Origin of the sequence: Neobacillus sp. 204 (genome assembly GCF_046562815.1) — a bacterium.
In the GTDB taxonomy this organism is placed as follows: domain Bacteria; phylum Bacillota; class Bacilli; order Bacillales; family Cytobacillaceae; genus Neobacillus.
The window spans coordinates 141868-164922 of record NZ_JBJORY010000001.1; the positions used below are offsets into that span (position 1 = coordinate 141868).

A 23055-nucleotide genomic window follows, 5' to 3' on the forward strand; every position below is an offset into this window, starting at 1 on the left:
AGTTTTGGTAAGGCTCTTTTCGTAAACTTTGTTGCTTATGGAACTTAATAAGGGTCAATTGGTTTCTAGGCGATTTTCGCAAATGTTCTTACGAAAAGATGCCACGAAGCACATTGTTGTACGGGTTGATGAACTTATACGAAAAACAGCAATAAATGCGAAATTAGCCTTTGTTAATGAGGAGTGTGAAAGGAAATGTGTGGCATTACAGGCTGGATTAATTTTGAAAAATCCATCAAGAATGAAGTAGATATATTGACGAAAATGACAACTACCCTGGCCAAAAGAGGTCCTGATGAAACAAACATCTGGTCTGAGGCAAATGTTGCCTTTGGCCATAAAAGACTTATAGTTGTTGACCCTGAAGGGGGAAGACAGCCAATGACCAAACAAAAAGACGGATGTAATTACACAATTTGCTACAATGGGGAATTATATAATACAGAAGATATCCGCAAAGTTCTCCATACTAAAGGATATTCATTTAAAGGTCATTCTGATACAGAAGTTCTATTATCTGCCTATATAGAATGGGCGGAAGAGTGTGTAAATCATTTGAACGGAATTTATGCATTTGCAATCTGGGATAGCAAGAAGGAACAACTCTTTATAGGACGTGATCGTTTAGGGGTAAAACCATTATTCTTCAAAGAACACCAAAAAGGACTTTTATTTGCATCAGAGATCAAGGCTATTTTATCCCATCCAGAAGTGAAAACTGAAATCGATCGAGAGGGTCTTGCTGAGATCTTTGGAATTGGCCCTTCAAGATCACCTGGTTCCGGTGTGTTTAAAGGAATAAATGAATTAAGACCAGCTCATGCTTTGACGTTTTCCAAGAATGGTCTAAAAATTTGGCGCTATTGGAATGTTAAAAGTGAAGAACATAAGGACACCGTGGAGGAGACAGCTGAGAAGGTCCGCTATTTAGTAACAGATGCTGTAACAAGACAGCTTGTTTCCGATGTTCCACTAAGTACCTTTTTGTCTGGCGGTTTGGATTCAAGTATTATCACAGCGATTGCCGCTAAGGGTTTCCAAGAGCAAAACAAAGGACAGCTCCACACCTATTCCATTGATTATGAAGGAAATGACAAATACTTTTCTTCAACTGAATTCCAACCAGATGCTGATGGGAAATTTATTCAGATGATTACGGATAAATTTAAGACCATGCACCACAACAAAATCATTTCTCAACAACAATTGGTCAATGATTTGGTGGAAGCGACCCATGTTAGGGATTTGCCAGGGATGGCTGATGTTGATTCCTCGTTACTTTGGTTTTGTAAAGAAATAAAACAGAATTTTGTTGTCAGCCTGTCCGGTGAATGTGCAGATGAAATATTCGGGGGGTACCCATGGTTTCATCGAAAACAAGATTTAGAACGTCCAGGGTTTCCGTGGATGCGTTCTCTATCAGAACGACATAAATTGTTGAAATCACATTGGCAGGAAAAACTAAAATTAAATGATTACGTATTGGAAAAGTACCATCAGGTGATTGCTGAAACCCCAAGGTTAGAGGGTGAAAGCGAAGAAGAATCAAAGCGTAGAGAATTATTTTATATTAATATGATTAGCTTTATGACTACCCTGCTTGATCGTAAGGACCGAATGAGCATGGGTGCCAGTTTGGAAGTTAGGGTTCCTTTTGCTGACCATCGCCTCGTTGAATATGTGTGGAATATCCCGTGGGAAATTAAAATGTATCGTGGGAGGGAAAAGGGCATCCTCCGAAAAGCATTTGAAGGTATTTTACCTGAAGAAGTATTGTATCGTAAAAAAAGCCCGTATCCAAAAACACACAATCCTGCCTATACCATTGCTGTTCAAAAACTGGTAGAGGATATTTTACAGGATCGGTCCTCAGTATTGCATGAATTTTTTAATAAAGAGCAACTTGAAGATATCGTGAAGTCTGGTGGAAATTCATTTCAAGAACCTTGGTTTGGCCAATTGATGACAGGACCTCAATTATTGGCGTATCTTGTGCAACTACACACTTGGTTTAAGGATTACAATATTAATATAGTGAATTAAGTGTGAATTTTTGATGGATTAAGAACTTAAATTTGGAATAAAAACTTGATTAGATTAAAATGGTGTAGGGAAGAGGATATCCTCTTCCCTTTTTAGAGGAGGATATTATGAAATGAAAAAAATTACACTTATTTTAATCTTGTTATTACTTAATTCATCTCTTTCTGCATATGCAGCGGTAGAAAAGGAAGACCGCTTATGGCAGGATGAATCTGTTTATTCTATCATGATCGATCGTTTCAACAATGGGGATCAGAATAATGACATGGATGTAAATGCAAAAGATCCTTTAGCATATAATGGCGGGGATATTCAAGGAATTATTGATAAGTTAGATTACATACATGATATGGGTTTTACTGCGATCCGACTAACTCCCATTTTTGACAATGACAAAAATGGGTACCATGGCTTTTGGGTAAAGGATTTTTACAAAGTTGATGAACATTTTGGCACTTTGAAGTCTTTCCAAACATTAGTAAAAGAAGCACATAAGCGAAAGATGAAGGTAGTGATTGATTTTGTAACGAATAATGTGGCCGCAGACCATCCTTGGCTCAGTGATTCCAGCAAGAAGGATTGGTTTCATCAAAAACAGGAGCTCACATCTGGAAATGCGAATCAGAAGGATATAGAGGAAGGCTGGATTGATGGATTGCCTGACCTTAATCAGGACAATCCAGAGGTAAAAAAGTACTTAATCGATGCTGCAACATGGTGGATTAATAAAACAAATATTGATGGGCTAAGCTTACCAGGAGTAAACTATGTTCCGATAAGCTTTTGGACTAATTTTTCAACTGAAGTAAAAAAGGAAAAGAAAGACTTCTTCCTTTTAGGGGTATCATCAAATAATGCTTCCTTAGATATACAAGAATATAAAGCTGCCGGGATAGACAGTGTAGTAAATTATCAGTACAGTGAAAAGTTAAGAAAGACATTTGCTGGTACGGATCAGTCATTTACCACACTTTACTCTGATGCTGATACAATTCAGAATTCCTTTTTACGGGCTAATTTTATGGATAACGAATATGCGTCAAGATTTACGAGTGATATTGTGGCGAAGAAACAATTCCCAGGCTCACGCTGGAAAACGGCATTATTGTACCTTTATACCACCCCTGGAATTCCCGTCATTTACTATGGTACGGAAATTGCTTTAAATGGGGAAGGAATTCCTGATAACCGCGGGCAAATGAGTTTCAGGGCTGAAAAGGAACTAATTGATTATATAACCAAGGTGGGTGAATTAAGGAATCAACTCCCTTCCTTAACAAGAGGAACAATGGAAATGCTTTATGATCAAAAGGGAATGGTTGTTTATAAGCGAGTTTATAAAGGCGAAACTTCAATTATTGCCATCAATAATTCGAGCAAGTCTCAAAGTGTTACGTTAACCAATGACCAGATTAAAGGCGGGAAAGAACTGAGGGGCTTGCTTGGTGGAGATAAAGTTAAAAGTGATGATAATAAATATATGATTATTCTAGATCGGGATAATTCGGAAGTATATGTCGCAGCTGAAAAAAGCGGTATCAATTTTCCATTAATTGCTGGACTAGTTGTTGTTTACTTATTATTTTTCTTATTTCTAATTAAATTAAGAAAAAACAAACGATAAAATGTCGGGGGCTTTCCCCGACATTTTTTTAAGTGATAAGTAAGTATAAGTTTTTGAACTTAGATACTGTCTAGCTCCAGCGCCCTAGCGGCTAGTGTCCTTCGCTCTCCGCCCTACGATAAGTCAAGCACGAATGCGCCTTCGGCTCTTCGTGTTTCCTTTATCTCAGTTGGAGCGCTCCAGGCCATACGCCGCTGAACAGGGCGCTTCCGCTTTTCTTTATCCATTGATAATTTCTCCGCCATTTACATGAATCATTTGTCCACTGACATAGGAGGAGTCATCTGATGCTAGGAAAACATAACTTGCAGCTAATTCATATGGTTGTCCTGCTCTACCCATCGCAGTATTCGAACCAAACGTAGCAACTTGGTTTGCTGGAAAAGTGGATGGGATCAGCGGGGTCCAAATGGGACCTGGTGCCACACCATTAACGCGAATGCCTTGAGGCGCAAGAGACAATGCTAAAGAGCGGGTGAAGGAAACGATCGCCCCCTTGGTTGCGGAATAATCTAATAACTGTTCGTGCCCCTTATAGGCCGTAATGGAAGCAGTATTAATAATGGATGCCCCTTGTTTTAAAAAGGGGAGGACCATTTTCGTCATATAGAAAAAGGAGAAAATATTTGTTCGGAACGTCTTTTCTAATTGGTGCGCAGTAATCGATAATATGCTTTTTTGTGGATGTTGTTCCGCCGCATTATTGACAAGGATATCTACCCTCCCAAATTCAGATTGAATCTTATGGACGGTATCCTTACAAAAATCCTCACTGCCGATGTCACCCGAATAAAGTAGACATCTTCGTCCTTCGGCCTCAATCATTTGCTTTGTTTCTTCAGCATCTTGATGCTCTTCTAAATAGACAATCGCTACGTCTGCTCCTTCTTTGGCAAAATAAATGGCTACAGATTTGCCTATTCCACTGTCGCCTCCAGTAATAATCGCTGTTTTACCAGCTAATTTCCCCCCTGATTTATAATTGGGATCTACTGAAATGGGACGAGGATTCATTTCACTTTCTATTCCAGGCTGATGATTTTGATGCTGGGGTGGAAAGGTTTGCTTTTGTTTATTTTGATTATTGCTCATTTCCTAAAACCTCCATGTGTTTACTCCATATTAGTTTTAGATAAATAGGTTAAATTATGAAAAATAAAGATAATAAAGGCTATTTTCGCATAGATTGTTGTTTTTCGTATAAGTTTATCAACCCGTTTAACTAGATGCTTCGTGGCATCTTTTCGTAAGAACATATGCGAAAATTGCCAGGAAACTTAGTAAATGAATCTTATATAGCTCAAAAAGCAACAAAGTTTACTAAAAGAGCCATAATAAAAAAGCGAAAGGATTTTTATCCTTTCGCCATTTCCATTATCGATAATTAATAAACTGGACATCCACAGTTAAGTCCGCTTCACGGACGAGTGAGATAATTTTTTGTAAATCATCCCGGTTCTTTCCACTAACACGCACTTGGTCGTCTTGAACCTGGCTTTTGACCTTGACACCGCTATTTTTAATAATGGTATTAATTTTTTTTGCATTTTCTTTATCAATACCTTGAACCAGTTTAGCTCGTTGACGGACTGTTCCGCCGGATGCTTTTTCAATTTTCCCGTAATCAAGGTTTCTAACTGGAACGCTGCGTTTCATTAATTTACTAAATAAAACATCTTTTAGCTGGTCCATTTTATATTCATCATCGGACACAAGAACAAGCTCTTCTTTATCTTTATCAAGTGATACTTCACTTTTACTGCCTTTAAAATCATAGCGAGTGCCAATTTCCTTCATTGTTTGGGCAATCGCATTTGATACTTCAGATAAGTCTACTTGAGATACAATATCAAATGAGCTATCTTTTGACATAACAAAACCTCCATTTTATAACGATATCTTAAAACCACACCTGCTAAAGTTTCCCTTTATGGGTACATTATAGTAAAATATAGCAGTTCAAACAACTATTTAACGTGGAAGCGCCTGTTAGCAAGGGGTAGACTGGAACGCTTCGAATAATAAACTAATTCTCCGTGAAAAGAAAAGAGGAGTTATATATGTCTTTATATGAACTAATCGGTCAAACAACCACATTAACTGTAGCCCGCAAAGCTTCATTTGGCTATTTTTTAACAGACGGGAATGAAGATGTTTTACTGCATTTTAATCAAGCCCATCAAGAATTTGAAGAAAATGATGAGGTAGAGGTTTTCCTTTATGTTGATTCGGAAGGTCGAATCTCTGCTTCAACCAATATTCCAGAAATAGCGATTGGACGTTATGCTTGGGTAAAGGTAACAGACTCAAATCCGCGAATTGGTGTCTTTATAAATATTGGACTTCCAAAGGATATATTGTTAGGGATTGATGATTTGCCCGTTCATAAATCTGTCTGGCCAAAGCCTGGAGATTTAGTCTATATTACTTTAAAGTTAAGCAGTAATTATCTGCTCTATGCGAAGCTCGCCAGTGACCCGGTGATTGAATCCATCTCTGTAAAAGCTACAAGAGCAAATTTCAATAAAAATGTGCAAGGACATATTTATCGAACAGCCAAAGTCGGCAGTTGGATTTACACAATTGAAGGTTTTAAAGGTTTCATTCACGAGTCACAACGACAACAAGAGCCTCGTATTGGTGAAAAAGTCGAAGGGCGCATTATTGATGTTAAAGAAGATGGAACGATCAACGTTTCCTTACTGGCAAGAAAAGAAGAAACACAGGATTTAGATGCAGAACGGATATATGAGTATATGATGAGCAGAAACGGTGCCATGCCATATAACGATAAAAGCATGCCTGAAGATATTAAAGATCGGTTTAATTTAAGCAAAGGTGCTTTTAAACGTGCTCTTGGAAAGCTTTTGAAGGATGGAAGGGTATACCAGGAAGGCAACTGGACATATGTGAAGAAAGATTAAGTTGTATTTACATACTCTTTTCAAATTGACAGAAACTAAGTGTGAATCTATTTGAAAGGGGTAAGGTTATGCCGCATACTTCAGACAACGATAAAAAAGCGAAAGACAACAATGCCCTTCGCCATGAAAAGAATATGATGCTTGAAAAAAATCGTCAAGCTGGAAAAAATCAATACTCCAAGAAGACAGACCATAAATGAATAATAAAAAATGAGTGAGGTGTAAACCCCACTCATTTTTTATTTTACGATGGAATTTTATTTAAGAAGAAAATTGAAATCGTACCAGCACCAGTATGGGAGCCGATGGCAGAACCAATCGAGGTAATCAAAACCTCAACCGGATGGAATTCTTCTTCAATCATTGCTTTCATTTCTGATGCAGTTTCTACACAATCTGCATGGCTAATTCCAATTACTTGGTTATCCATATCATCTCCGCGGTCCTTCATGATTTCGATGATGCGCCTCATTACTTTTTTCTTCCCGCGTATTTTTTCAATCGGGACCAGTCTCCCATCTTCTACATTTAGAATGGGTTTAATGTTCAATAATCCCCCTAGGAAAGCTGATGCTTTTGAGACTCGGCCACCTTTTGCTAAATAATCTAAATCTTCAACAGTAAAGAGATGCTCCATATGTTGGCTTCTAAACAAAACATCTTCTAAAATCTTTTCTTTTCCTACATTTTTTAAAGCAAGAGCCGCTGCCTCTTTAACGACTAGTCCAAATCCTAATGATGCACATTTTGTATCGACAATTGTTAAATTAAAATTTGGATATTTTTCCTTCACTTGGTCAAGAATCATAACAGCAGTAGAATATGTACCAGATAATTCGGAAGAAAATGCAATGTAAATCCCATCTTCATCCTTTTCTGCCATTTCGGTAAAAACTTCCTCGAACAGATGCGGAGAGACCTGAGATGTTTTTGGAACAATTCCTGTTCGAATTGCCTCATATACGGTGATTGGATCAATGTTTTTTACATCTTCATATTCATTGCCATTAATCTCAACTTTTAAAGGTAATAATGTGACATGATGCTCTTCATAAAAACTTTTGGGTAAATCGCATGCGCTATCAGCTAGTATTCGTACCTGCATGTAGCTCACCTGCTTTCAAACAATTTATAGTTTCAGTTTATCGGTTTCACCGTAAAAATACAATTATCTATCACAGAAAACAACAAAGGGTGCATAATTTCTTAAAAAAGGGGTAATTGAAATGATATGGCTCCAGACAAAGAAACTAGGAGTGGTTGCAGCGGGGGCATTGTTAGCTGCCCTAGCAATGAATTTATTTTTAATTCCGGCAAATATTTATTCAAGTGGATTTACAGGGATTGCCCAACTACTTTCAAAAGTGTTAAGTGACTATACTCCTATCCATGTTTCGCTGGGATTTTTACTATTATTGCTGAATATTCCTGTGGCTATTTTAGGTTGGAGAAAAGTTGGAAAATCTTTTACAATATACAGTTTTATTAGTGTTGTTCTTTCTTCGTTATTTTTAACATTAATACCTATTAATCAAGTTTCGAAGGACATCCTTCTAAATGCTGTATTTGGAGGTGTTATACTAGCCGTTGGTGTCGGGATCACGTTAAAATGGGGGGCGTCAACAGGCGGGGTCGACATTATTGCCATGGTTTTATCTAGAATGAAAGACAAGCCGATTGGACCCTATATGCTTGTGATGAATGGGGTAATTATAATTACTGCAGGATTTCTGTATGGTTGGGAAAAAGCCCTCTATACCCTAGTTACTTTATACACCTCAACAAGAGTAATTGATGCCATTCATACTAGGCATGCAAAGCTAACCGCGATTATTATTACTAAAAAATCTGATGACATGAAAAAAGCTATACAGGAGCGACTAGTACGAGGAATTACGATCCTCCCTGCAAAAGGGGCTTTTTCAAACGAAGCTAGAGAAATGTTAATGGTTGTCATTACACGCTATGAACTCTTTGATTTGGAAAGAATTCTTAAAGAAGTGGACCCGAATGCATTTACAAATATCATACAAACCACAAATATCTATGGGTTCTTTAGAAAGGAATAACAAGAAAAGCGGAGGCCCAAAGGGCGCTTCCGCTTTTCTAGTTAAGAAAGTTGATCAAGCTCTTGTTGCATTTGTTGGAGCTGGGCTTGCTCTGCCACAGTGGAATTTGCATAAGCAGAGCTTAATGCATTTTTTGCTTTCGCTATAGCAGAATCAAGATCAGCAGGGTTGGCAGCTTTCGCCGTCTCAACAAATCTTCGTGCTTCTTGGAACAATTGGTTTCCCATGTTTATATTCCTCCAAGCGAGGATTCTTGCACATTGGCCATCTTCTGAGCTTCCGCTTCAGCATAGGTCATGTGATAGGGAATACGTTCAGCATGTTTACTAACCGTATCCACTCCTTGCTGGACAAAGCGTTTTGATTTGTTTCGTTTACCCATTCGAATCCCTCCAATATGCTCAAGGCTCTTATTGAAACAGCATCGCTGCCTCAAAAAATAGTATGTACCAAAATGGGGATGTTCATTTAGGTAAACACTGGCGAAAAGAGGTTAAAATTTTATATTTAACAAATCTGCCAAATATTGTCCCACTCCATCTTCTTCGTTGCTTAAAGTAACATCATTGGCAATATTTTTCACTTTATCAATGGCATTTCCCATTGCAATCCCGTGACCAGCATATTCAAGCATTTCTAGATCGTTGTCTTCGTCTCCAAAGGCAATAACTCTTTCAGCAGGGATATCAAAGTAAGCAGCCGCTTTTTTTAATCCAACAGCCTTATTTAAGCCAACTTTAATAATCTCAACCACATGCCACGGTGCAGCCCAACTTCGATGATCAATTACTTCCGCATGAACCGACGATAAATGGTCCCGAATGATCTTTAATTGATCTTCCTCTGTATGGATTAACATGCTTGTAGGTGATTCCTTTAAAAAATCAGCTAAATCGCCTGTGGTGATTTTGGGATTTCCAAAACTAAAAATGTCTAAAAGCTTTTCATCATGATAGTGGAAATACACATCATCGATTACTTCTGCGATGATATTATGAAAATGAAAACTTCTGCACGCTTCAACTATTTCTTTAGCTACTCGTATATCAAGTGGTTCGTGATAACCCCAATCGGGAATTCCAGGGTAATGCATAAACGCTCCATTGAAATTGACTATCGGTGTATCTAAATTCAATTCACGATAATACATCTCACAGGAACGATAAGGCCTGCCTGTTGCGATCATTACGATATGACCTAGTTCTCTTGCCTTTTTAATGATCTCTTTTGTTTTTAAAGAAATAGTTTTATCATCTTTTAATAAAGTTCCGTCTAAATCTAATGCAATTAAGTGTTTATCTGCCATAATAACTCCTTCTAATGATAAATTTCATCACTAATTTATGATTGTCACTTTAGGAAAAAATTCATTTACATGTTACACTGCGAATATAAATGTTGCATTCTGCTTAGAACTTTTATTATTTCTATATTCACTATGTTAACAATTTTATATCAAGACTGTAAAAAAATTCACACCAAAAGGTTTAAAAAAACTATATACTTTTTTTAACGAAGTCTCAATCTAGAAAGGAATTCCTAGATATTTGCTATAATAAAATTGGTACAAAGATATTTAAGGAGTGAAACTAAAATGAATGAAGAACTAAAAGAAAATATATTAGGTGCTTTAGAGTTAGTAATTGACCCTGAACTAGGGGTGGATATCGTAAATTTGGGATTAGTATATAATACAGAAATGGATGATGAAGGCAATGCAACGATTACGATGACATTAACTTCAATGGGCTGTCCGCTTGCTGGCACGATTGTGGACCAAGTTAAGCGAGCATTGGCTGATATTCCAGAAATCAAAGAGGTAGATGTTAATATTGTTTTCAATCCTCCTTGGAATAAAGATATGATGTCACGCTATGCGAAAATTGCTTTAGGAATTCGCTAAAATTAAATAAAAGTTCTTAGGTTCCGAACAATGTACGAAGATATTAACAAAAACAGCAGAATTTCTGCTGTTTTTTTTTATACTTCACTTTTCAGACATATCTTTTGTCAGGAATGTGAGATAGTTCACTTTTTTCGAATATAAACACCTTTATAATACAGGTTAATAAGGCTGTTTGATTGAAAGAGCCGTTATTAGGAGGCGTTTCCATATGGCTTTTAGCCGAGATTTTAATAAAGACCCATTTATTGTTATTTGGGAACTGACAAGAGCTTGCCAATTAAAATGCCTGCACTGCCGTGCGGATGCACAGTATAGAAGGGACCCACGAGAACTATCGTTTGAAGAAGGAAAAAATTTAATTGATCAAATATATGAAATGAACAATCCGATGCTTGTTTTCACCGGCGGGGATCCGTTGATGAGAGAAGATGTGTTTGAAATTGCAAAATATGCTGTTGAAAAAGGTGTTCGAGTATCAATGACGCCAAGCGCGACACCTAATGTTACAAAAGAGGCAATTGAAAAAGCAAAAGAAGTAGGTCTATCTCGGTGGGCATTTAGTATTGATGGTCCTAAAGCGGAAATTCATGATCATTTTAGGGGAACAGCGGGCTCATTTGACCTGACGATGGAAAAAATAAAATATTTACATGAAGTTGGATTACCTATTCAGATAAATACGGTGATTTCTCGTTACAATATTGACTATCTTGATGAGATGGCAAAAATGGTTGAGAGTTTAGGATGTGTGTTATGGAGTGTCTTTTTCCTAGTTCCAACTGGAAGAGGTCAAGAATCAGATATGATATCTCCCGTACAACATGAAAAAGTATTCAGATGGTTGTATGATTTAAGCAAACGTGTTTCATTTGATATCAAAACAACAGAAGCAATGCATTACCGACGTGTTGTGATTCAACAAAAAATGCGTGAAGCCAAGGAAACAACGGATGAAATTGAGTATTTAAGTGCATTAACAGAAAAAGGGCTAACAGGCTCCATTGACGGGCTGGGACGTGCCCCTAAAGGTGTTAATGATGGGAACGGTTTTGTGTTCATCTCCCATATTGGGGATGTATATCCAAGTGGACTATTACCAGTGAAAGCAGGGAATATCCGTGAAACGCCGTTAGCAGAAATTTACCGCGAATCACCCATATTCAAATCACTGAGGAACCCAGATCTCTTTAAAGGAAAATGTGGTGTCTGTGAATTCCGCTATGTATGCGGAGGATCAAGGTCAAGAGCTTATGCAATGACAGGAGATTATCTAGAAAGCGAGCCATTCTGCGTGTATATTCCCAAAGCATTAAGAGAGAAGCAAGTACAGGAAAAGTAGAAAAATTTTACAAGGCTGTCTCATTTTTGTGAGACAGCCTTGTGTGAAGTATAAAAAGAAAATAAAAAGGATGATTGCCCATCCTATTCAATACTGCAATAGACTGCAGAACAATTTTCACAATCAATTTCCCTTTTTAAATATTGTAAATCCAAAATCGATATTTTTCCTTTTTTAACAGAAATAATGTTATCCCTTTTTAGATCACTTAAGATTCTGTTGGTACTTTCACGTGATGTACCGCAGAAATTAGCCAGTTCTTGGTTGGTTAACGGCAAATCAATTAGGATTCCATTATCTTTTTGAATCCCATAACTATTTGACATACGAATAAGAGTTGAAAAAAGTGCACCGCGTTTTCCATTTAAGACTAGGTCACGAAATTTTGTTTGCGTTTTACGGAAATGATCACTCATCCATTTCATGAATTCAAATGCAAGCTTACTATTTTGAAATATTTCACTTTCAATTACATCTTTTTTAATTGCAACAACTTCTCCTTCCTCAAGAACCATTGCACTTAATAAATATCTTGGATTATCTGTAAAAAGGGTTAGTTCCCCACAAATATCATTTTCGCTGCAAATTCTTAATGAAAGTTCACGACCATCTGATGTGATTTTACTAATTTGAACTTTTCCGGAAATGATAATGTAAAGTTCTTCGGCAACCATTCCTTCTTGAAAAAGAAAGCTTCCTTTTTCACTTTTAAATTTTCGATCTGCAAATCTAAGTAGTTCTTTTATTTCAATTGAATGAGTTGGTTTCATTGTCATTGACATCGGATTCACCTCTACGTGTCATATTCACATTATTTTCCTAATAAACATGATTTACTTGTTAGTATTATTTTATCTCACAAGAAGCCATTAATATTAAGTAAACAATGACAATATAGTGAAAACTTATGCTAACAAAAAAATACTATTTTCCTAATGGTTAGCTGAAATATTGTATAATTGAATAAAAAACTTCAGAAGGAACTCTTTCCCAAAACAATTATATATAGATTGCCAAACATCTGGTAAGATAAGCCTTAAAGTAATAAGTATTGTAATAGTGAATAAAGTAACAGTCTTTTCTAAGAATTATTGATACACTTAAAATAGGTTCTTCAAATAATGGAGTTGAGATAAATGGAAAAAACCATTATTAAAGATAAATTAAACAGACCCTTGCATGATTTAAGGATTTCCGTGATTGATCGCTGCAATTTCCGCTGCCAGTACTGTATGCCTGCAGATCAATTTGGTCCAGATTTTGAATTTCTTCCGAAAAGCGCGTTGCTTTCTTACGAAGAGATTGAACGCCTTGCGAAAATATTTGTCAGTTTGGGTGTCGAGAAAATCCGCTTAACGGGAGGAGAGCCCCTTCTTCGGAAAGATTTGCCTATTCTTGTTAAGAAACTGTCAGTTATAGAGGATTTACTTGATATTGGATTAACTACAAATGGTGTGCTCCTGCCGAAATTTGCAAAACAGTTAAAGGACGCTGGTCTCAAACGTGTTAATGTCAGCCTTGATACCTTAAACGATGAACTGTTTGGGGAAATTAACGGACGCGGGGTAGGAACTGGACCCGTATTGGAGGGCATTGAAGCGGCTAAACAAGCTGGACTTGGTGTTAAAATTAATATGGTTGTAAAAAAGGGTCTAAATGATACTGAGATTATTCCAATGGCCGAATATTGCAAAGAGAACGGACTAGAGCTGCGCTATATCGAATTTATGGATGTTGGCTCTACAAACGGATGGAAGATGGATGATGTCATTACAAAAAAACAGATATATTATCTATTGAAAGAACAATTCGAACTCGAGCCTGTAGATCCGGCCTATTATGGGGAAGTGGCGAAACTGTACCGCTATAAAGATAAAGATGTGAATGTTGGCTTTATTACATCTGTATCCGAATCATTTTGCACAAGTTGTACACGGTCGCGCCTTTCAGCGAATGGTCAGATTTTTACCTGTTTGTTCAATGGGAATGGGCATGATATTCGCAACTTTATGAGAAATGGAGCCTCTGATGAAGAAATACGTGAACGGGTGAGTGCCATTTGGAATGGGCGAGATGATCGGTATTCAGACGAAAGAACCGCAGAAACATACAAAAACCGTAAAAAAATAGAAATGTCTTATATTGGCGGTTAAACCCTCTTTATAAGAAGAGGGTTTTTTGTAAACAAAAAAGCAGCCTGGGATAACAGGCTGTTTTAATTATTATAGATATCTTGGAAATAAGATGTTGTTTTCAAGATGGACATGCATAAAGGTTAATCCTTCTAAAGCCTCTAAACGCGCATACACTAAACGATACGTTCCACAAGCATCTAGAGGAAGTGTATAGTCAGAGGTAACTGCACGGATTTTTCTTAAAATCTCTCCTGCATGGTCATGCTCTTTTTCTAATTCAACGATCATTGCAATTGCTTCTTCACGGTTTTCAACCGTTCCATCTGCCAGCTGCTTAATTAATGGGAAAACAACGGCTTCCTCTTTTGCCATATGTTCCATCAATTCTTTTTTGAATTCATAAAAGAGTTCATTTACCTGTAATAATTCTGGGTGGTTATCTCCATGGACACGAGATACTTTTGTTATATAGGGACTAAGCATGGTTAGTTCCTCTTCAGATACACGATGGTAATTGGAGATGACATGATTAATAATAGTAGTTGAGTCAGAGGTAGTCCAAACTTCAACATCTTTCTCAGCGTTTTCGTATGTTTCAAAGACTACGTTTAATTCCTCTAATAATGTATCGAGGTTAAGATTATTTTGAATAACCGCATCCGATAACGGAATGTTACCACCACAGCAAAAATCAATCCGATTTTTTTTGAAAACATCACTTGTTTTTGGTAATTCGTTTACAATATCTTTAACTAATGTATCTGCAGTAATCGTGAAACTCATAGTATATTTCCTCCTTAAAAAATAATCCTGTTTATTAACGCTAAACTAATCATAAATTAAACTGGATAAAAACTAGGTGACGTGAATCACACATTCGCTATGATTTTCATTTTTATAGATGTATTCCTTTATTTTGTGACTTTTGATATGTTACTAAGTTTTTAATAAGTTTATAATGAAAATTAATCATTGATAAATGGTACATATCAAAATTAATACATATAAGTTTATGGTAGGAGCTGATAATTTTGTTCGAAAGAAGAAGACCGATACCCATTGGGGAAGCGGTCGAAAAAATTATGAAATATCAATTACAAGGTGTTACCGAACATGTTTCAATAAATGAAAGCTATGGGCGCTTTTTATCAGAGGATTTAGTAGCAACAAGTGATGTGCCTCATTTTGATCGGGCACCCTACGATGGCTTTGCCGTCAGGTCAATAGATACATGTGATGCCTCATTATCCAATATTGTTGAATTTGAAGTAGTCGATCATATTGGTGCTGGAATGGTGTCAAAAAAAGTAATTAGAGCGTTCCAAGCGGTAAGAATTATGACTGGTGCGATGATGCCTGAAGGTACAGATGCAGTGGTAATGTTCGAACTTGCACAGATATATGAAAAGAATGGGATCCCCTATATGTCAATTAAACGCAGGTTTAAAAAAGGTGACAATGTTTCGTTTAGAGGCGAGGATGCGAAGCAAGGTGAAGTTTTGGTGAAAAAAGGGACCTTAATAAATCCCGGGATACAAGCCATGCTTGCGACGTTTGGATACGAACGTGTGGCCGTGGCGAAAAAACCTCTGGTTGGATTATTTGCTACAGGGACGGAGCTATTAGAGGTCAACGAGGCTCTAGTTCCAGGGAAAATTCGTAACAGTAATTCCCATATGATCGCAGCTCAAATAGAAAGAGCAGGTGGGATTGTCCTTTATTTAGGCAAGCTTCCGGATGAGTTTGACACTTGTTTTGAAGCAGTGAAAAATGCTTTAAACGAAGTGGATTTGTTAATTACAACCGGCGGGGTTTCAGTTGGGGATTTTGATTATCTGCCAGCAATTTATGAAAAGCTTGGTGCGGAGGTTTTCTTTAATAAAGTGGCCATGCGACCTGGAAGTGTGACGACTGTGGCACAGTATAATGGGAAACTTCTATTTGGACTTTCGGGGAATCCTTCCGCATGTTATGTTGGGTTTGAATTGTTTGCCCGCCCAATCATTAGAAGAATGCTTTTTTCTGAAAAACCGCATCTTCGTAAAGAAAAAGCTCTTTTAGATGCGGATTTTCCTAAAGCTAATCCGTTTACAAGATTTGTACGAAGTTCTTCGTTTATCGATGCCGGAAGACTTAAGGCAACACCGAGTGGTCTCGATAAGTCAAACATCATTATGAGCCTCTCTGGAGCTAATTCGTTGATGATTCTTCCAGGCGGAACTAGAGGCTATTCAGCAGGCAATGAGGTAGATGTCCTTCTTCTCGAAGACCAAGTGGGCAGCGAGTGGCCTTGGTAACGCCGGTCATTTTTCAAGTGGTGGGTTATCAAAATAGTGGAAAGACCACAATTACTACAAAGTTGATTAAAATGTTAGCTGAAAAAGGAGTAAAAACAGTTACCATTAAACATCACGGTCATGGTGGCAAGCCAGAGAACATACCGATTAAAGATACAGAAAAACATGTAAATGCTGGCGCGCTTGCTTCCATTGTTGAGGGAGACGGGAGTATCCTCCTTCAAACAGGGAACGATTATTACTCACTACACGATCAGATAGAATTGATGAAATTTTTTCAGCCAGATGTGATTTTAATCGAAGGTTATAAACTTGAGACTTTTCCGAAGTTGCTGTTATTAAGAAATGAAAATGACCTTTCTTTATTAAATAAGGTATCTAATGTGGCAGCAATTATTTATTGGAAAGAAGAAATGGAAATGGAACTCACATCGAAAACGAAGGTTCCTTGCTTTCAGATTGATGATAAAAAGGCAATAATCTGGACTTTGAAATTTCTAAACGAACTTGTTCATAAAATTGATAAAAAAAGTTAATAGAATTGTCAAATCTGTTACTTTTATCACAGCTTGAAATATGGATATCCTCTATAATACAAATTAGGGGATATCATGTTTGTTAAATAAATAATAGGCTGGTTAATGGAAATGTAGCAATCGCTCATGGGTTAACCGAACTAGAGATGCTGATAGTTACCTAGTAGATGAAAAGATTGCTGCACTCCATTCAAACCTATACAAAATTGTCACAAAAAGAAGGCGATGGCCTTCTTTTTTCATGTAATTATGTGATGTGTTTCACTTATTTTTCCGCTATGCTAGCTTATATTTAGGGTAGGCAGGGAAAAGGAGTGAAAATGATGAAGTTATTTCTACCGAAACAACATGGTGCATGGGCAATGCTAATCATCCCTTTTTGGCTTGGTGTCATTGAAGGGGGCTTCCTTTGGAAGCATATTCCGTTTTTCATCGGCTGGCTCTTATTGTACTTGGCAACCTATCCGATGCTCCTTTTATTTAAAAGAAAAAAGATCCCTTTTTATATAAAATGGACGGTTATATATATGATTCCGTCGCTGTTACTTTTACTTATTCCACTGTTCGAAAGACCATCAATCATTTATTTTGGTCTTCTGATGCTTCCGTGTTTTGTGATTAATGCGTACTATACTTCAAAGAATCAAGATCGCGCGTTTATGAATGATCTCAGTGCTATTTTTGCCTTTTCCATTGCGGGCTTAGCAAGCAGTTATTTAGCCCATGGTGGGATAACCATTGAGACTATTGTTTTCCCTTTTTTAATTTCGGTCTTATTTTTTGTTGGTTGTACCTTTTATGTCAAAACAATGATTAGGGAGAGAAAGAATAACCAATTTAAATGGATTTCATGGATTTACCATATATTGTTAGTGGTCGCTTGCTTCAGTTTTGGAACTTGGATTGTTGCCTTAGCTTTGATCCCTAGTTTACTACGAGCAATCATTTTTTATAGGAAACCGTTAACCCCAAAACAAATTGGTATTTACGAAATCATCAATTCTGCGCTATTTTTTACAATAGTCGCCATTCAAATAGTCTTATTAACATAAAAAAATCGGTCATAATGACCGATTTTTTTTATCTAATCTAATCCACTTTACAGATTTCTACTGGACATTCTTCACAATCAATTTCCCTTTTTAAATAGTCTAAATCATGTATCGTAATTGTGCCCTTATCAATAGATAGAATTCCTGTCTTCCGTAAATCACTCAACAAGCGGTTGACAACTTCCCGTGAAGTACCGCAAAAATTTGCTAACTCTTGATTGGTTAGTGGTAATTCGATCAAAATTCCTTTATTCGTTTTAATTCCATAACTATTAGTAATTCGAATAAGCGTAGAGTAGAGAGCTCCTTTTTTACCATGGAGAACCAAATCACGAAACTTGGTTTGGGTTTTTCGATATTGTTGGCTCATCCACTTAATGAATTCAAATGAAAGCGACAGATTTTGCGATAGTTTTTCTTCGAGCGTATCTTTCATAATAACGGCAACCTCACCACTTTCAATAACCCGCGCACTTAATAAATATCGAGAAGAAGGGGAGAATAAGTTTAATTCGCCAACAAAATCACCTCGCGAGCACAATCGTAGTGTGAGCTCTCTTCCATCAGGAATGATCTTGCTGATTTGCAAAATTCCGCTTTGAACAATGTACAATTCATCGGCAGGAGATCCTTCCTGGAATAAAAAAGTACCTTTTTCCACTTTCTTTATATGGTGAACTGTATCAAAAAGATGGGACAGTGTTACCGGCATTTCTTTTACTGACTGCATACTCATAACCACCTTTAAAGGTACGAAAATTTGATATAAAAAAATTGACAGTCAAGGTTGGATTTACAAGATAATACTATAATTATATTGTTAACAAAGAATAATTAGCAATAAATGAGCAATAAGTTCATACAATCGTCATAAGTTCGATCCGGCTTGGCATATTTCTTAGGAAATAATGTCGATATATAAATGAATTTGTAAGAAATGCCAATAATGACAGAGCTTCAAAAGGAAATAATAACAATGTGAAGAAAAGGAGGGAAAAGAATGGGACAAAATCATCAGTTTAAATCCGGAAAAAAAGCGCCTAATAATGGTGTTTACGTTGAAGTAGGAGATACGGGAAGTAATGTAAATAATCCCAAAAAGATCAGGTTAAAAGCAGGGGATGCATTTCCCGAGACATCTAATGATGAACGCGTTTGGACATATCAGCGAAAACCATAAATTTAATATGGAAAAGGTCATCCATTGGGTGGCTTTTTCTTTTGTCTAATCTCAACAATAGAAAGGCTGGAAGGTTTCTACACTGAGAAAATTTACTTTTTAGACAGGTTTGTTTTATAATGAAGACAAAGGTCAAATTTGGTCAAAGAAGGTGTAGGAAAATGGACATGAACCGGATGACGGAACGATTACAGAAAGGTTTGATGGATGCCCAGTCATTGGCAGTAAAGAAAAATCATCAAGAAATTGATGAACCTCATTTATTTATATCGTTAATGGAGCAAGAAGATAGTCTCATATCTGCCATTTTAGAAAGAACGGGTTTGTCTTCCGAAAAAACAAAAAAGGACCTCCTTGAATTTTTAACAAAGAAACCAGTGGTTACCGGCAGTGGGGTGGAACAAGGAAAACTATATATAACGGCGAGGCTTCAAAAATTACTTGTAAAGGCTGAGGATTTTGCGAAAAAATTTTCGGATGAGTATTTATCTGTCGAGCATACTTTGTTGGCTGCAGTATATTCTGATGACTCCGATTTGCACAAGATATTACGAACTTTTGGGAAACAACCAGATCATGTTTTACAAGCAATTAAAGAAATAAGGGGGAACCAAAGAGTGACATCACAAAATCCAGAGGCAGGATATGATGCCTTAAAAAAATATGGGCGGGATCTTGTTGCTGAGGTTAGAGAAGGAAAAATGGATCCTGTAATTGGACGTGATTCTGAAATTCGAAATGTTATTCGAATTTTATCAAGAAAAACCAAGAATAATCCGGTGTTAATCGGTGAACCTGGCGTAGGAAAGACCGCAATTGTCGAGGGTCTTGCACAGAGGATAGTTAGAAAAGATGTTCCAGAAGGTTTAAAGGATAAGACTATTTTTTCATTAGATATGAGTGCGTTAATTGCGGGTGCAAAATTTAGAGGTGAGTTTGAAGAACGTTTAAAGGCAGTATTAAATGAGGTTAAAAAGAGTGAAGGGAGGATCTTATTATTTATCGATGAAATTCATACAATTGTGGGTGCTGGGAAAACAGAAGGTGCTATGGATGCAGGAAATATGTTAAAACCGATGCTTGCACGAGGCGAACTTCATTGTATTGGAGCAACTACTCTGGATGAACACCGAAAGTATATTGAGAAAGATCCTGCACTAGAACGGAGATTTCAGCAGGTCCTAGTCCAAGAACCTAACGTTGAAGACACGATATCCATTCTAAGAGGCTTAAAAGAACGGTATGAGGTTCATCATGGAGTTAAAATACATGATCACGCCTTGGTAGCAGCGGCAACATTATCGGATCGTTATATCACTGATCGCTTCTTGCCTGATAAAGCCATTGATCTTGTCGATGAAGCTTGTGCACTAATCCGCACTGAAATAGATTCGATGCCCACAGAGTTAGATGAAGTAACTCGCAGGGTTATGCAACTAGAAATTGAAGAGGCAGCATTAAGTAAAGAGGTTGATGAAGGGAGCAAGCTAAGGCTGGATGCACTTCTAAAAGAACTTGCTGAACTTAAAGAAACGGCTAATGAAATGAAGGCAAAATGGCTTCATGAGAAACAAAGTATCCAAAAATTGCAGGAGAAAAGGGAGCAACTGGAAAGACTTCGCAGAGAACTTCAACAAGCAGAGGATAAATATGATTTAAACCGTGCTGCAGAACTTCGACACGGTCAAATCCCGTTAGCCGAAAAAGAACTGAAAGAACTTGAAACGGCAACCGCTAAGGATGAAAGATTATTGCGTGAAGAAGTTACTGGAGAAGAAATTTCGAACATTGTATCCAGATGGACTGGAATTCCGCTTTCTAAGCTAGTCGAAGGCGAGAGAGAGAAATTGCTCAAATTAGAATCAATCCTGCACGAAAGGGTAATCGGGCAGAATGAAGCAGTAAATTTGGTAGCAGATGCAGTTTTAAGGGCAAGAGCGGGAATTAAAGACCCTAACCGACCAATTGGATCGTTTTTATTTTTGGGCCCAACTGGAGTCGGGAAAACAGAATTAGCCAAAGCTTTGGCCGAGTCTTTATTCGACAGTGAAGAACATATCATTCGCATTGATATGTCTGAATATATGGAAAAGCATGCAGTTTCCCGCTTAATTGGTGCCCCTCCAGGATATATAGGCTATGAAGAGGGCGGACAATTAACCGAAGCAGTTAGGAGAAGACCATATTCAGTGATCTTAATGGACGAAATAGAAAAGGCTCATCCTGAGGTCTTTAATATCCTTCTTCAAGCACTCGATGACGGAAGAATTACAGACTCCCAAGGGCGTGTAGTTGACTTTAAAAATACGGTGATTATTATGACCTCTAATATTGGCTCACAATTTTTACTAGAACGAAATGAAACAGAAAATGAAATCTCTGAAACGGTTCGGGAAAAAGTGATGGGTCAATTAAGGGTACATTTTCGACCAGAGTTTTTAAATCGAATAGACGAAACAATCCTTTTTAAGCCATTATCATTAGATGAGATTAAGAATATCGTGGCCAAAATGATGAGAGAATTACAAAATCGCTTAAGACATCAACATATAGATATTATCATCAATGAGGATGCAAAAGAATTTATTGCTGTCAATGGATTTGATCCTATTTATGGAGCCAGACCCTTAAAAAGATTCATCCAAAGAAATATCGAGACTAAAATTGCACGTGAAATTATTAGTGGTAAACTACATGATCAGTCAAAAGTGGAGATAAGTATCAATAAAGGGGAAATTAATTTAGGAGTTATATAATGAATCCTATAAAAAAAGGTCATCCATTTGGATGACTTTTTTTTAATGTTTTGAGACAGGCTCGTTTGGAATCAATGCAGTGATAGCGTAAATCAAAATCGTTACACCAACTGCAGCAATAGTACCAGTAGCGAAATCATATTCAGCACCTGCAGTCATTGAGCTCACTACGTATGTAAGCATTTGCACTAATAGAAATGACCAGAAAAGGGTCCAAAAAAAACGCATTATTCTTCACCTCGAACAACCTATTTTACATCTTTATTAATATTATCATATGATTCTGAAATGATAAAGTGAAACTTCTGCCTGTGGTAAGTTGTACCATTCGTTTTTTCATGTGGCTCGATACTTAATGGTTAGATTTACTTGATTTTATCATGTTCCATACAAAAAATAGGCAAACCCCCTTTCATCTTTAATAAGACGGCATACAATACTGTGAGGAAATATGGAAAAGGAGATTTATCGATGGAGAATCGCAATTTTCAGATGGATACCCAATGGAATATTATTCACTACCCAGAAAAGCCTACAGGATTTGGGATCTTGATTATTGGGGATGAAAGGCATTTTGTTGATGACAGTAAATGCTTTTGGACTCAAAATGAAGGTAAGTTAGCAATTATCGACGAGTTAAAAGAAAAAGGGTACACCATTTTTTCCTCGAATCTTTATGGGCGAAACTGGGGGAGCGAAAATGCTGTTGAACTTGCAGAGAGATTATATCAGCATGTAATACGGAGCGAAATCCTTAATAACAAAATTCATATTTTGGCTGAAGGTATGGGGGCATTGGTGGCATTGAAATTAATGGAAAAAATGAAACACACAATAAGATCGGTTGTTTTGCTTAATCCGATTCTTTCCTTAAAAAGTCATCTTGAACAAGAAAAGGAACATAAATTTTTTTATAAAAAGTTACTAGGAGAATTAGCATTAGCGTATCAAATGGACCAGAAGGTACTTGAAAACACTATTATCAGTATGAAAGAATCCATTATTTATCCATTTGAATGTCCAGTTAAAATAATCCATGTCCTGTCTGGGGGGAGAGCGTACAATCAGACTAAATTGTATCAACAACTTTTTAGTAAAACAGAAATGAATCCAACGTTTATTCTTCCGGAAAAAAAACAACAGCTAGGGAAAATTATGATAAGGTTTTTCAACAGCCATGAGTCGGTCTTGTAA

25 protein-coding genes are annotated in these 23055 nt (G+C 37.0%); 15 read left to right on the forward strand and 10 right to left on the reverse strand.

What is annotated here, in order from left to right; translation table 11 throughout:
* The first annotated feature begins 37 nt into the window (after positions 1-37).
* The 3 genes from ACJ004_RS00710 to ACJ004_RS00720 all read left to right on the forward strand — a co-directional run bounded on the left by ACJ004_RS00710 (position 38) and on the right by ACJ004_RS00720 (position 3667).
* Entirely contained in the window at positions 38-250 is a 213-nt protein-coding gene (locus ACJ004_RS00710) for a hypothetical protein (protein ID WP_410890578.1), read from the forward strand.
* Positions 196-2043: an asparagine synthase (glutamine-hydrolyzing) gene (gene asnB / locus ACJ004_RS00715; protein WP_410890579.1), complete on the forward strand. Its 1848-nt coding sequence runs from the start codon at positions 196-198 to the stop codon at positions 2041-2043. The genes ACJ004_RS00710 and asnB overlap by 55 nt, the downstream gene beginning before the upstream one ends.
* A gap of 112 nt (positions 2044-2155) precedes the next feature.
* Positions 2156-3667 carry an alpha-amylase family glycosyl hydrolase gene (locus ACJ004_RS00720; RefSeq protein WP_410890581.1) on the forward strand — a complete coding sequence of 504 codons (1512 nt, stop codon included), beginning with the start codon at positions 2156-2158 and terminating at the stop codon, positions 3665-3667.
* A gap of 219 nt (positions 3668-3886) precedes the next feature.
* On the opposite strand, the gene ACJ004_RS00725 is transcribed toward ACJ004_RS00720, so the two are convergent.
* Together ACJ004_RS00725 and ACJ004_RS00730 are read right to left on the reverse strand one after the other, a co-directional pair.
* Entirely contained in the window at positions 3887-4759 is an 873-nt protein-coding gene (locus tag ACJ004_RS00725; protein ID WP_410890582.1) for an SDR family oxidoreductase, read from the reverse strand.
* A gap of 282 nt (positions 4760-5041) precedes the next feature.
* Positions 5042-5539: a YajQ family cyclic di-GMP-binding protein gene (locus ACJ004_RS00730; protein ID WP_410890584.1), complete on the reverse strand. Its 498-nt coding sequence runs from the start codon at positions 5537-5539 to the stop codon at positions 5042-5044.
* A 188-nt stretch (positions 5540-5727) separates the two neighbouring features.
* Here ACJ004_RS00730 and ACJ004_RS00735 point away from each other — a divergent pair, with 188 nt between their 5' ends.
* Together ACJ004_RS00735 and ACJ004_RS00740 are read left to right on the forward strand one after the other, a co-directional pair.
* The gene (locus ACJ004_RS00735; protein WP_410890585.1) at positions 5728-6591 is read left to right on the forward strand and encodes a CvfB family protein; all 864 of its coding nucleotides are present in this window, start codon (positions 5728-5730) and stop codon (positions 6589-6591) included.
* 68 nt (positions 6592-6659) lie between these two features.
* Positions 6660-6791 carry a DUF3941 domain-containing protein gene (locus ACJ004_RS00740; protein WP_410890586.1) on the forward strand — a complete coding sequence of 44 codons (132 nt, stop codon included), beginning with the start codon at positions 6660-6662 and terminating at the stop codon, positions 6789-6791.
* Between the two features lie 44 nt (positions 6792-6835).
* On the opposite strand, the gene ACJ004_RS00745 is transcribed toward ACJ004_RS00740, so the two are convergent.
* Positions 6836-7696, reverse strand: coding sequence for a DegV family protein (locus ACJ004_RS00745; RefSeq protein ID WP_410890587.1), 861 nt, complete (start codon positions 7694-7696; stop codon positions 6836-6838).
* A 121-nt stretch (positions 7697-7817) separates the two neighbouring features.
* Here ACJ004_RS00745 and ACJ004_RS00750 point away from each other — a divergent pair, with 121 nt between their 5' ends.
* Positions 7818-8660, forward strand: coding sequence for a YitT family protein (locus tag ACJ004_RS00750; protein WP_410890589.1), 843 nt, complete (start codon positions 7818-7820; stop codon positions 8658-8660).
* A 41-nt stretch (positions 8661-8701) separates the two neighbouring features.
* Here ACJ004_RS00750 and ACJ004_RS00755 read toward each other — a convergent pair whose 3' ends face one another.
* The 3 genes from ACJ004_RS00755 to ACJ004_RS00765 all read right to left on the reverse strand — a co-directional run bounded on the left by ACJ004_RS00755 (position 8702) and on the right by ACJ004_RS00765 (position 9966).
* Positions 8702-8887, reverse strand: coding sequence for a DUF3813 domain-containing protein (locus ACJ004_RS00755; protein WP_410890590.1), 186 nt, complete (start codon positions 8885-8887; stop codon positions 8702-8704).
* Positions 8888-8889: 2 nt separating this feature from the next.
* The gene (locus tag ACJ004_RS00760) at positions 8890-9042 is read right to left on the reverse strand and encodes a hypothetical protein (RefSeq protein ID WP_166258563.1); all 153 of its coding nucleotides are present in this window, start codon (positions 9040-9042) and stop codon (positions 8890-8892) included.
* A gap of 111 nt (positions 9043-9153) precedes the next feature.
* Entirely contained in the window at positions 9154-9966 is an 813-nt protein-coding gene (locus tag ACJ004_RS00765) for a Cof-type HAD-IIB family hydrolase (RefSeq protein WP_410890591.1), read from the reverse strand.
* 288 nt (positions 9967-10254) lie between these two features.
* Between ACJ004_RS00765 and ACJ004_RS00770 the strand changes: the two genes are divergently transcribed.
* Positions 10255-10563: a metal-sulfur cluster assembly factor gene (locus ACJ004_RS00770; protein WP_410890592.1), complete on the forward strand. Its 309-nt coding sequence runs from the start codon at positions 10255-10257 to the stop codon at positions 10561-10563.
* Positions 10564-10774: 211 nt separating this feature from the next.
* Entirely contained in the window at positions 10775-11905 is a 1131-nt protein-coding gene (locus ACJ004_RS00775) for a TIGR04053 family radical SAM/SPASM domain-containing protein (RefSeq protein WP_410890594.1), read from the forward strand.
* An 83-nt stretch (positions 11906-11988) separates the two neighbouring features.
* On the opposite strand, the gene ACJ004_RS00780 is transcribed toward ACJ004_RS00775, so the two are convergent.
* On the reverse strand, positions 11989-12681 hold the full coding sequence (locus tag ACJ004_RS00780; RefSeq protein ID WP_410891248.1) for a Crp/Fnr family transcriptional regulator: 693 nt from the start codon (positions 12679-12681) through the stop codon (positions 11989-11991).
* A 360-nt stretch (positions 12682-13041) separates the two neighbouring features.
* On the opposite strand from ACJ004_RS00780, the gene moaA reads away from it, so the two are divergent.
* Positions 13042-14058 (forward strand): GTP 3',8-cyclase MoaA, encoded by a 1017-nt coding sequence (moaA, locus tag ACJ004_RS00785; protein ID WP_410890595.1) that lies wholly within the window; start codon positions 13042-13044, stop codon positions 14056-14058.
* A gap of 69 nt (positions 14059-14127) precedes the next feature.
* Here the strand turns inward: moaA and ric are convergent, their stop codons facing one another.
* Positions 14128-14823 (reverse strand): iron-sulfur cluster repair di-iron protein, encoded by a 696-nt coding sequence (gene ric / locus ACJ004_RS00790; RefSeq protein ID WP_410890597.1) that lies wholly within the window; start codon positions 14821-14823, stop codon positions 14128-14130.
* A 248-nt stretch (positions 14824-15071) separates the two neighbouring features.
* On the opposite strand from ric, the gene ACJ004_RS00795 reads away from it, so the two are divergent.
* The 3 genes from ACJ004_RS00795 to ACJ004_RS00805 all read left to right on the forward strand — a co-directional run bounded on the left by ACJ004_RS00795 (position 15072) and on the right by ACJ004_RS00805 (position 17925).
* Positions 15072-16337: a molybdopterin molybdotransferase MoeA gene (locus tag ACJ004_RS00795; protein ID WP_410890598.1), complete on the forward strand. Its 1266-nt coding sequence runs from the start codon at positions 15072-15074 to the stop codon at positions 16335-16337.
* Positions 16325-16873 carry a molybdopterin-guanine dinucleotide biosynthesis protein B gene (mobB, locus tag ACJ004_RS00800; protein WP_410890599.1) on the forward strand — a complete coding sequence of 183 codons (549 nt, stop codon included), beginning with the start codon at positions 16325-16327 and terminating at the stop codon, positions 16871-16873. The genes ACJ004_RS00795 and mobB overlap by 13 nt, the downstream gene beginning before the upstream one ends.
* Positions 16874-17196: 323 nt before the next feature.
* A complete protein-coding gene (locus ACJ004_RS00805) occupies positions 17197-17925 on the forward strand; it encodes a YwiC-like family protein (RefSeq protein WP_410890601.1) in 729 nt (242 codons plus the stop codon).
* Positions 17926-17962: 37 nt separating this feature from the next.
* On the opposite strand, the gene ACJ004_RS00810 is transcribed toward ACJ004_RS00805, so the two are convergent.
* Positions 17963-18655: a Crp/Fnr family transcriptional regulator gene (locus ACJ004_RS00810; RefSeq protein WP_410890602.1), complete on the reverse strand. Its 693-nt coding sequence runs from the start codon at positions 18653-18655 to the stop codon at positions 17963-17965.
* A gap of 270 nt (positions 18656-18925) precedes the next feature.
* Here ACJ004_RS00810 and ACJ004_RS00815 point away from each other — a divergent pair, with 270 nt between their 5' ends.
* Positions 18926-19105 (forward strand): YjzC family protein, encoded by a 180-nt coding sequence (locus ACJ004_RS00815; protein ID WP_410890603.1) that lies wholly within the window; start codon positions 18926-18928, stop codon positions 19103-19105.
* Positions 19106-19266: 161 nt separating this feature from the next.
* Complete coding sequence (clpB, locus tag ACJ004_RS00820; RefSeq protein WP_410890605.1) at positions 19267-21861, forward strand: ATP-dependent chaperone ClpB; 2595 nt, start codon at positions 19267-19269, stop codon at positions 21859-21861.
* A 42-nt stretch (positions 21862-21903) separates the two neighbouring features.
* Here the strand turns inward: clpB and ACJ004_RS00825 are convergent, their stop codons facing one another.
* On the reverse strand, positions 21904-22089 hold the full coding sequence (locus ACJ004_RS00825) for a YjzD family protein (protein WP_410890606.1): 186 nt from the start codon (positions 22087-22089) through the stop codon (positions 21904-21906).
* A 243-nt stretch (positions 22090-22332) separates the two neighbouring features.
* On the opposite strand from ACJ004_RS00825, the gene ACJ004_RS00830 reads away from it, so the two are divergent.
* Positions 22333-23055 (forward strand): hydrolase, encoded by a 723-nt coding sequence (locus ACJ004_RS00830; RefSeq protein WP_410890608.1) that lies wholly within the window; start codon positions 22333-22335, stop codon positions 23053-23055.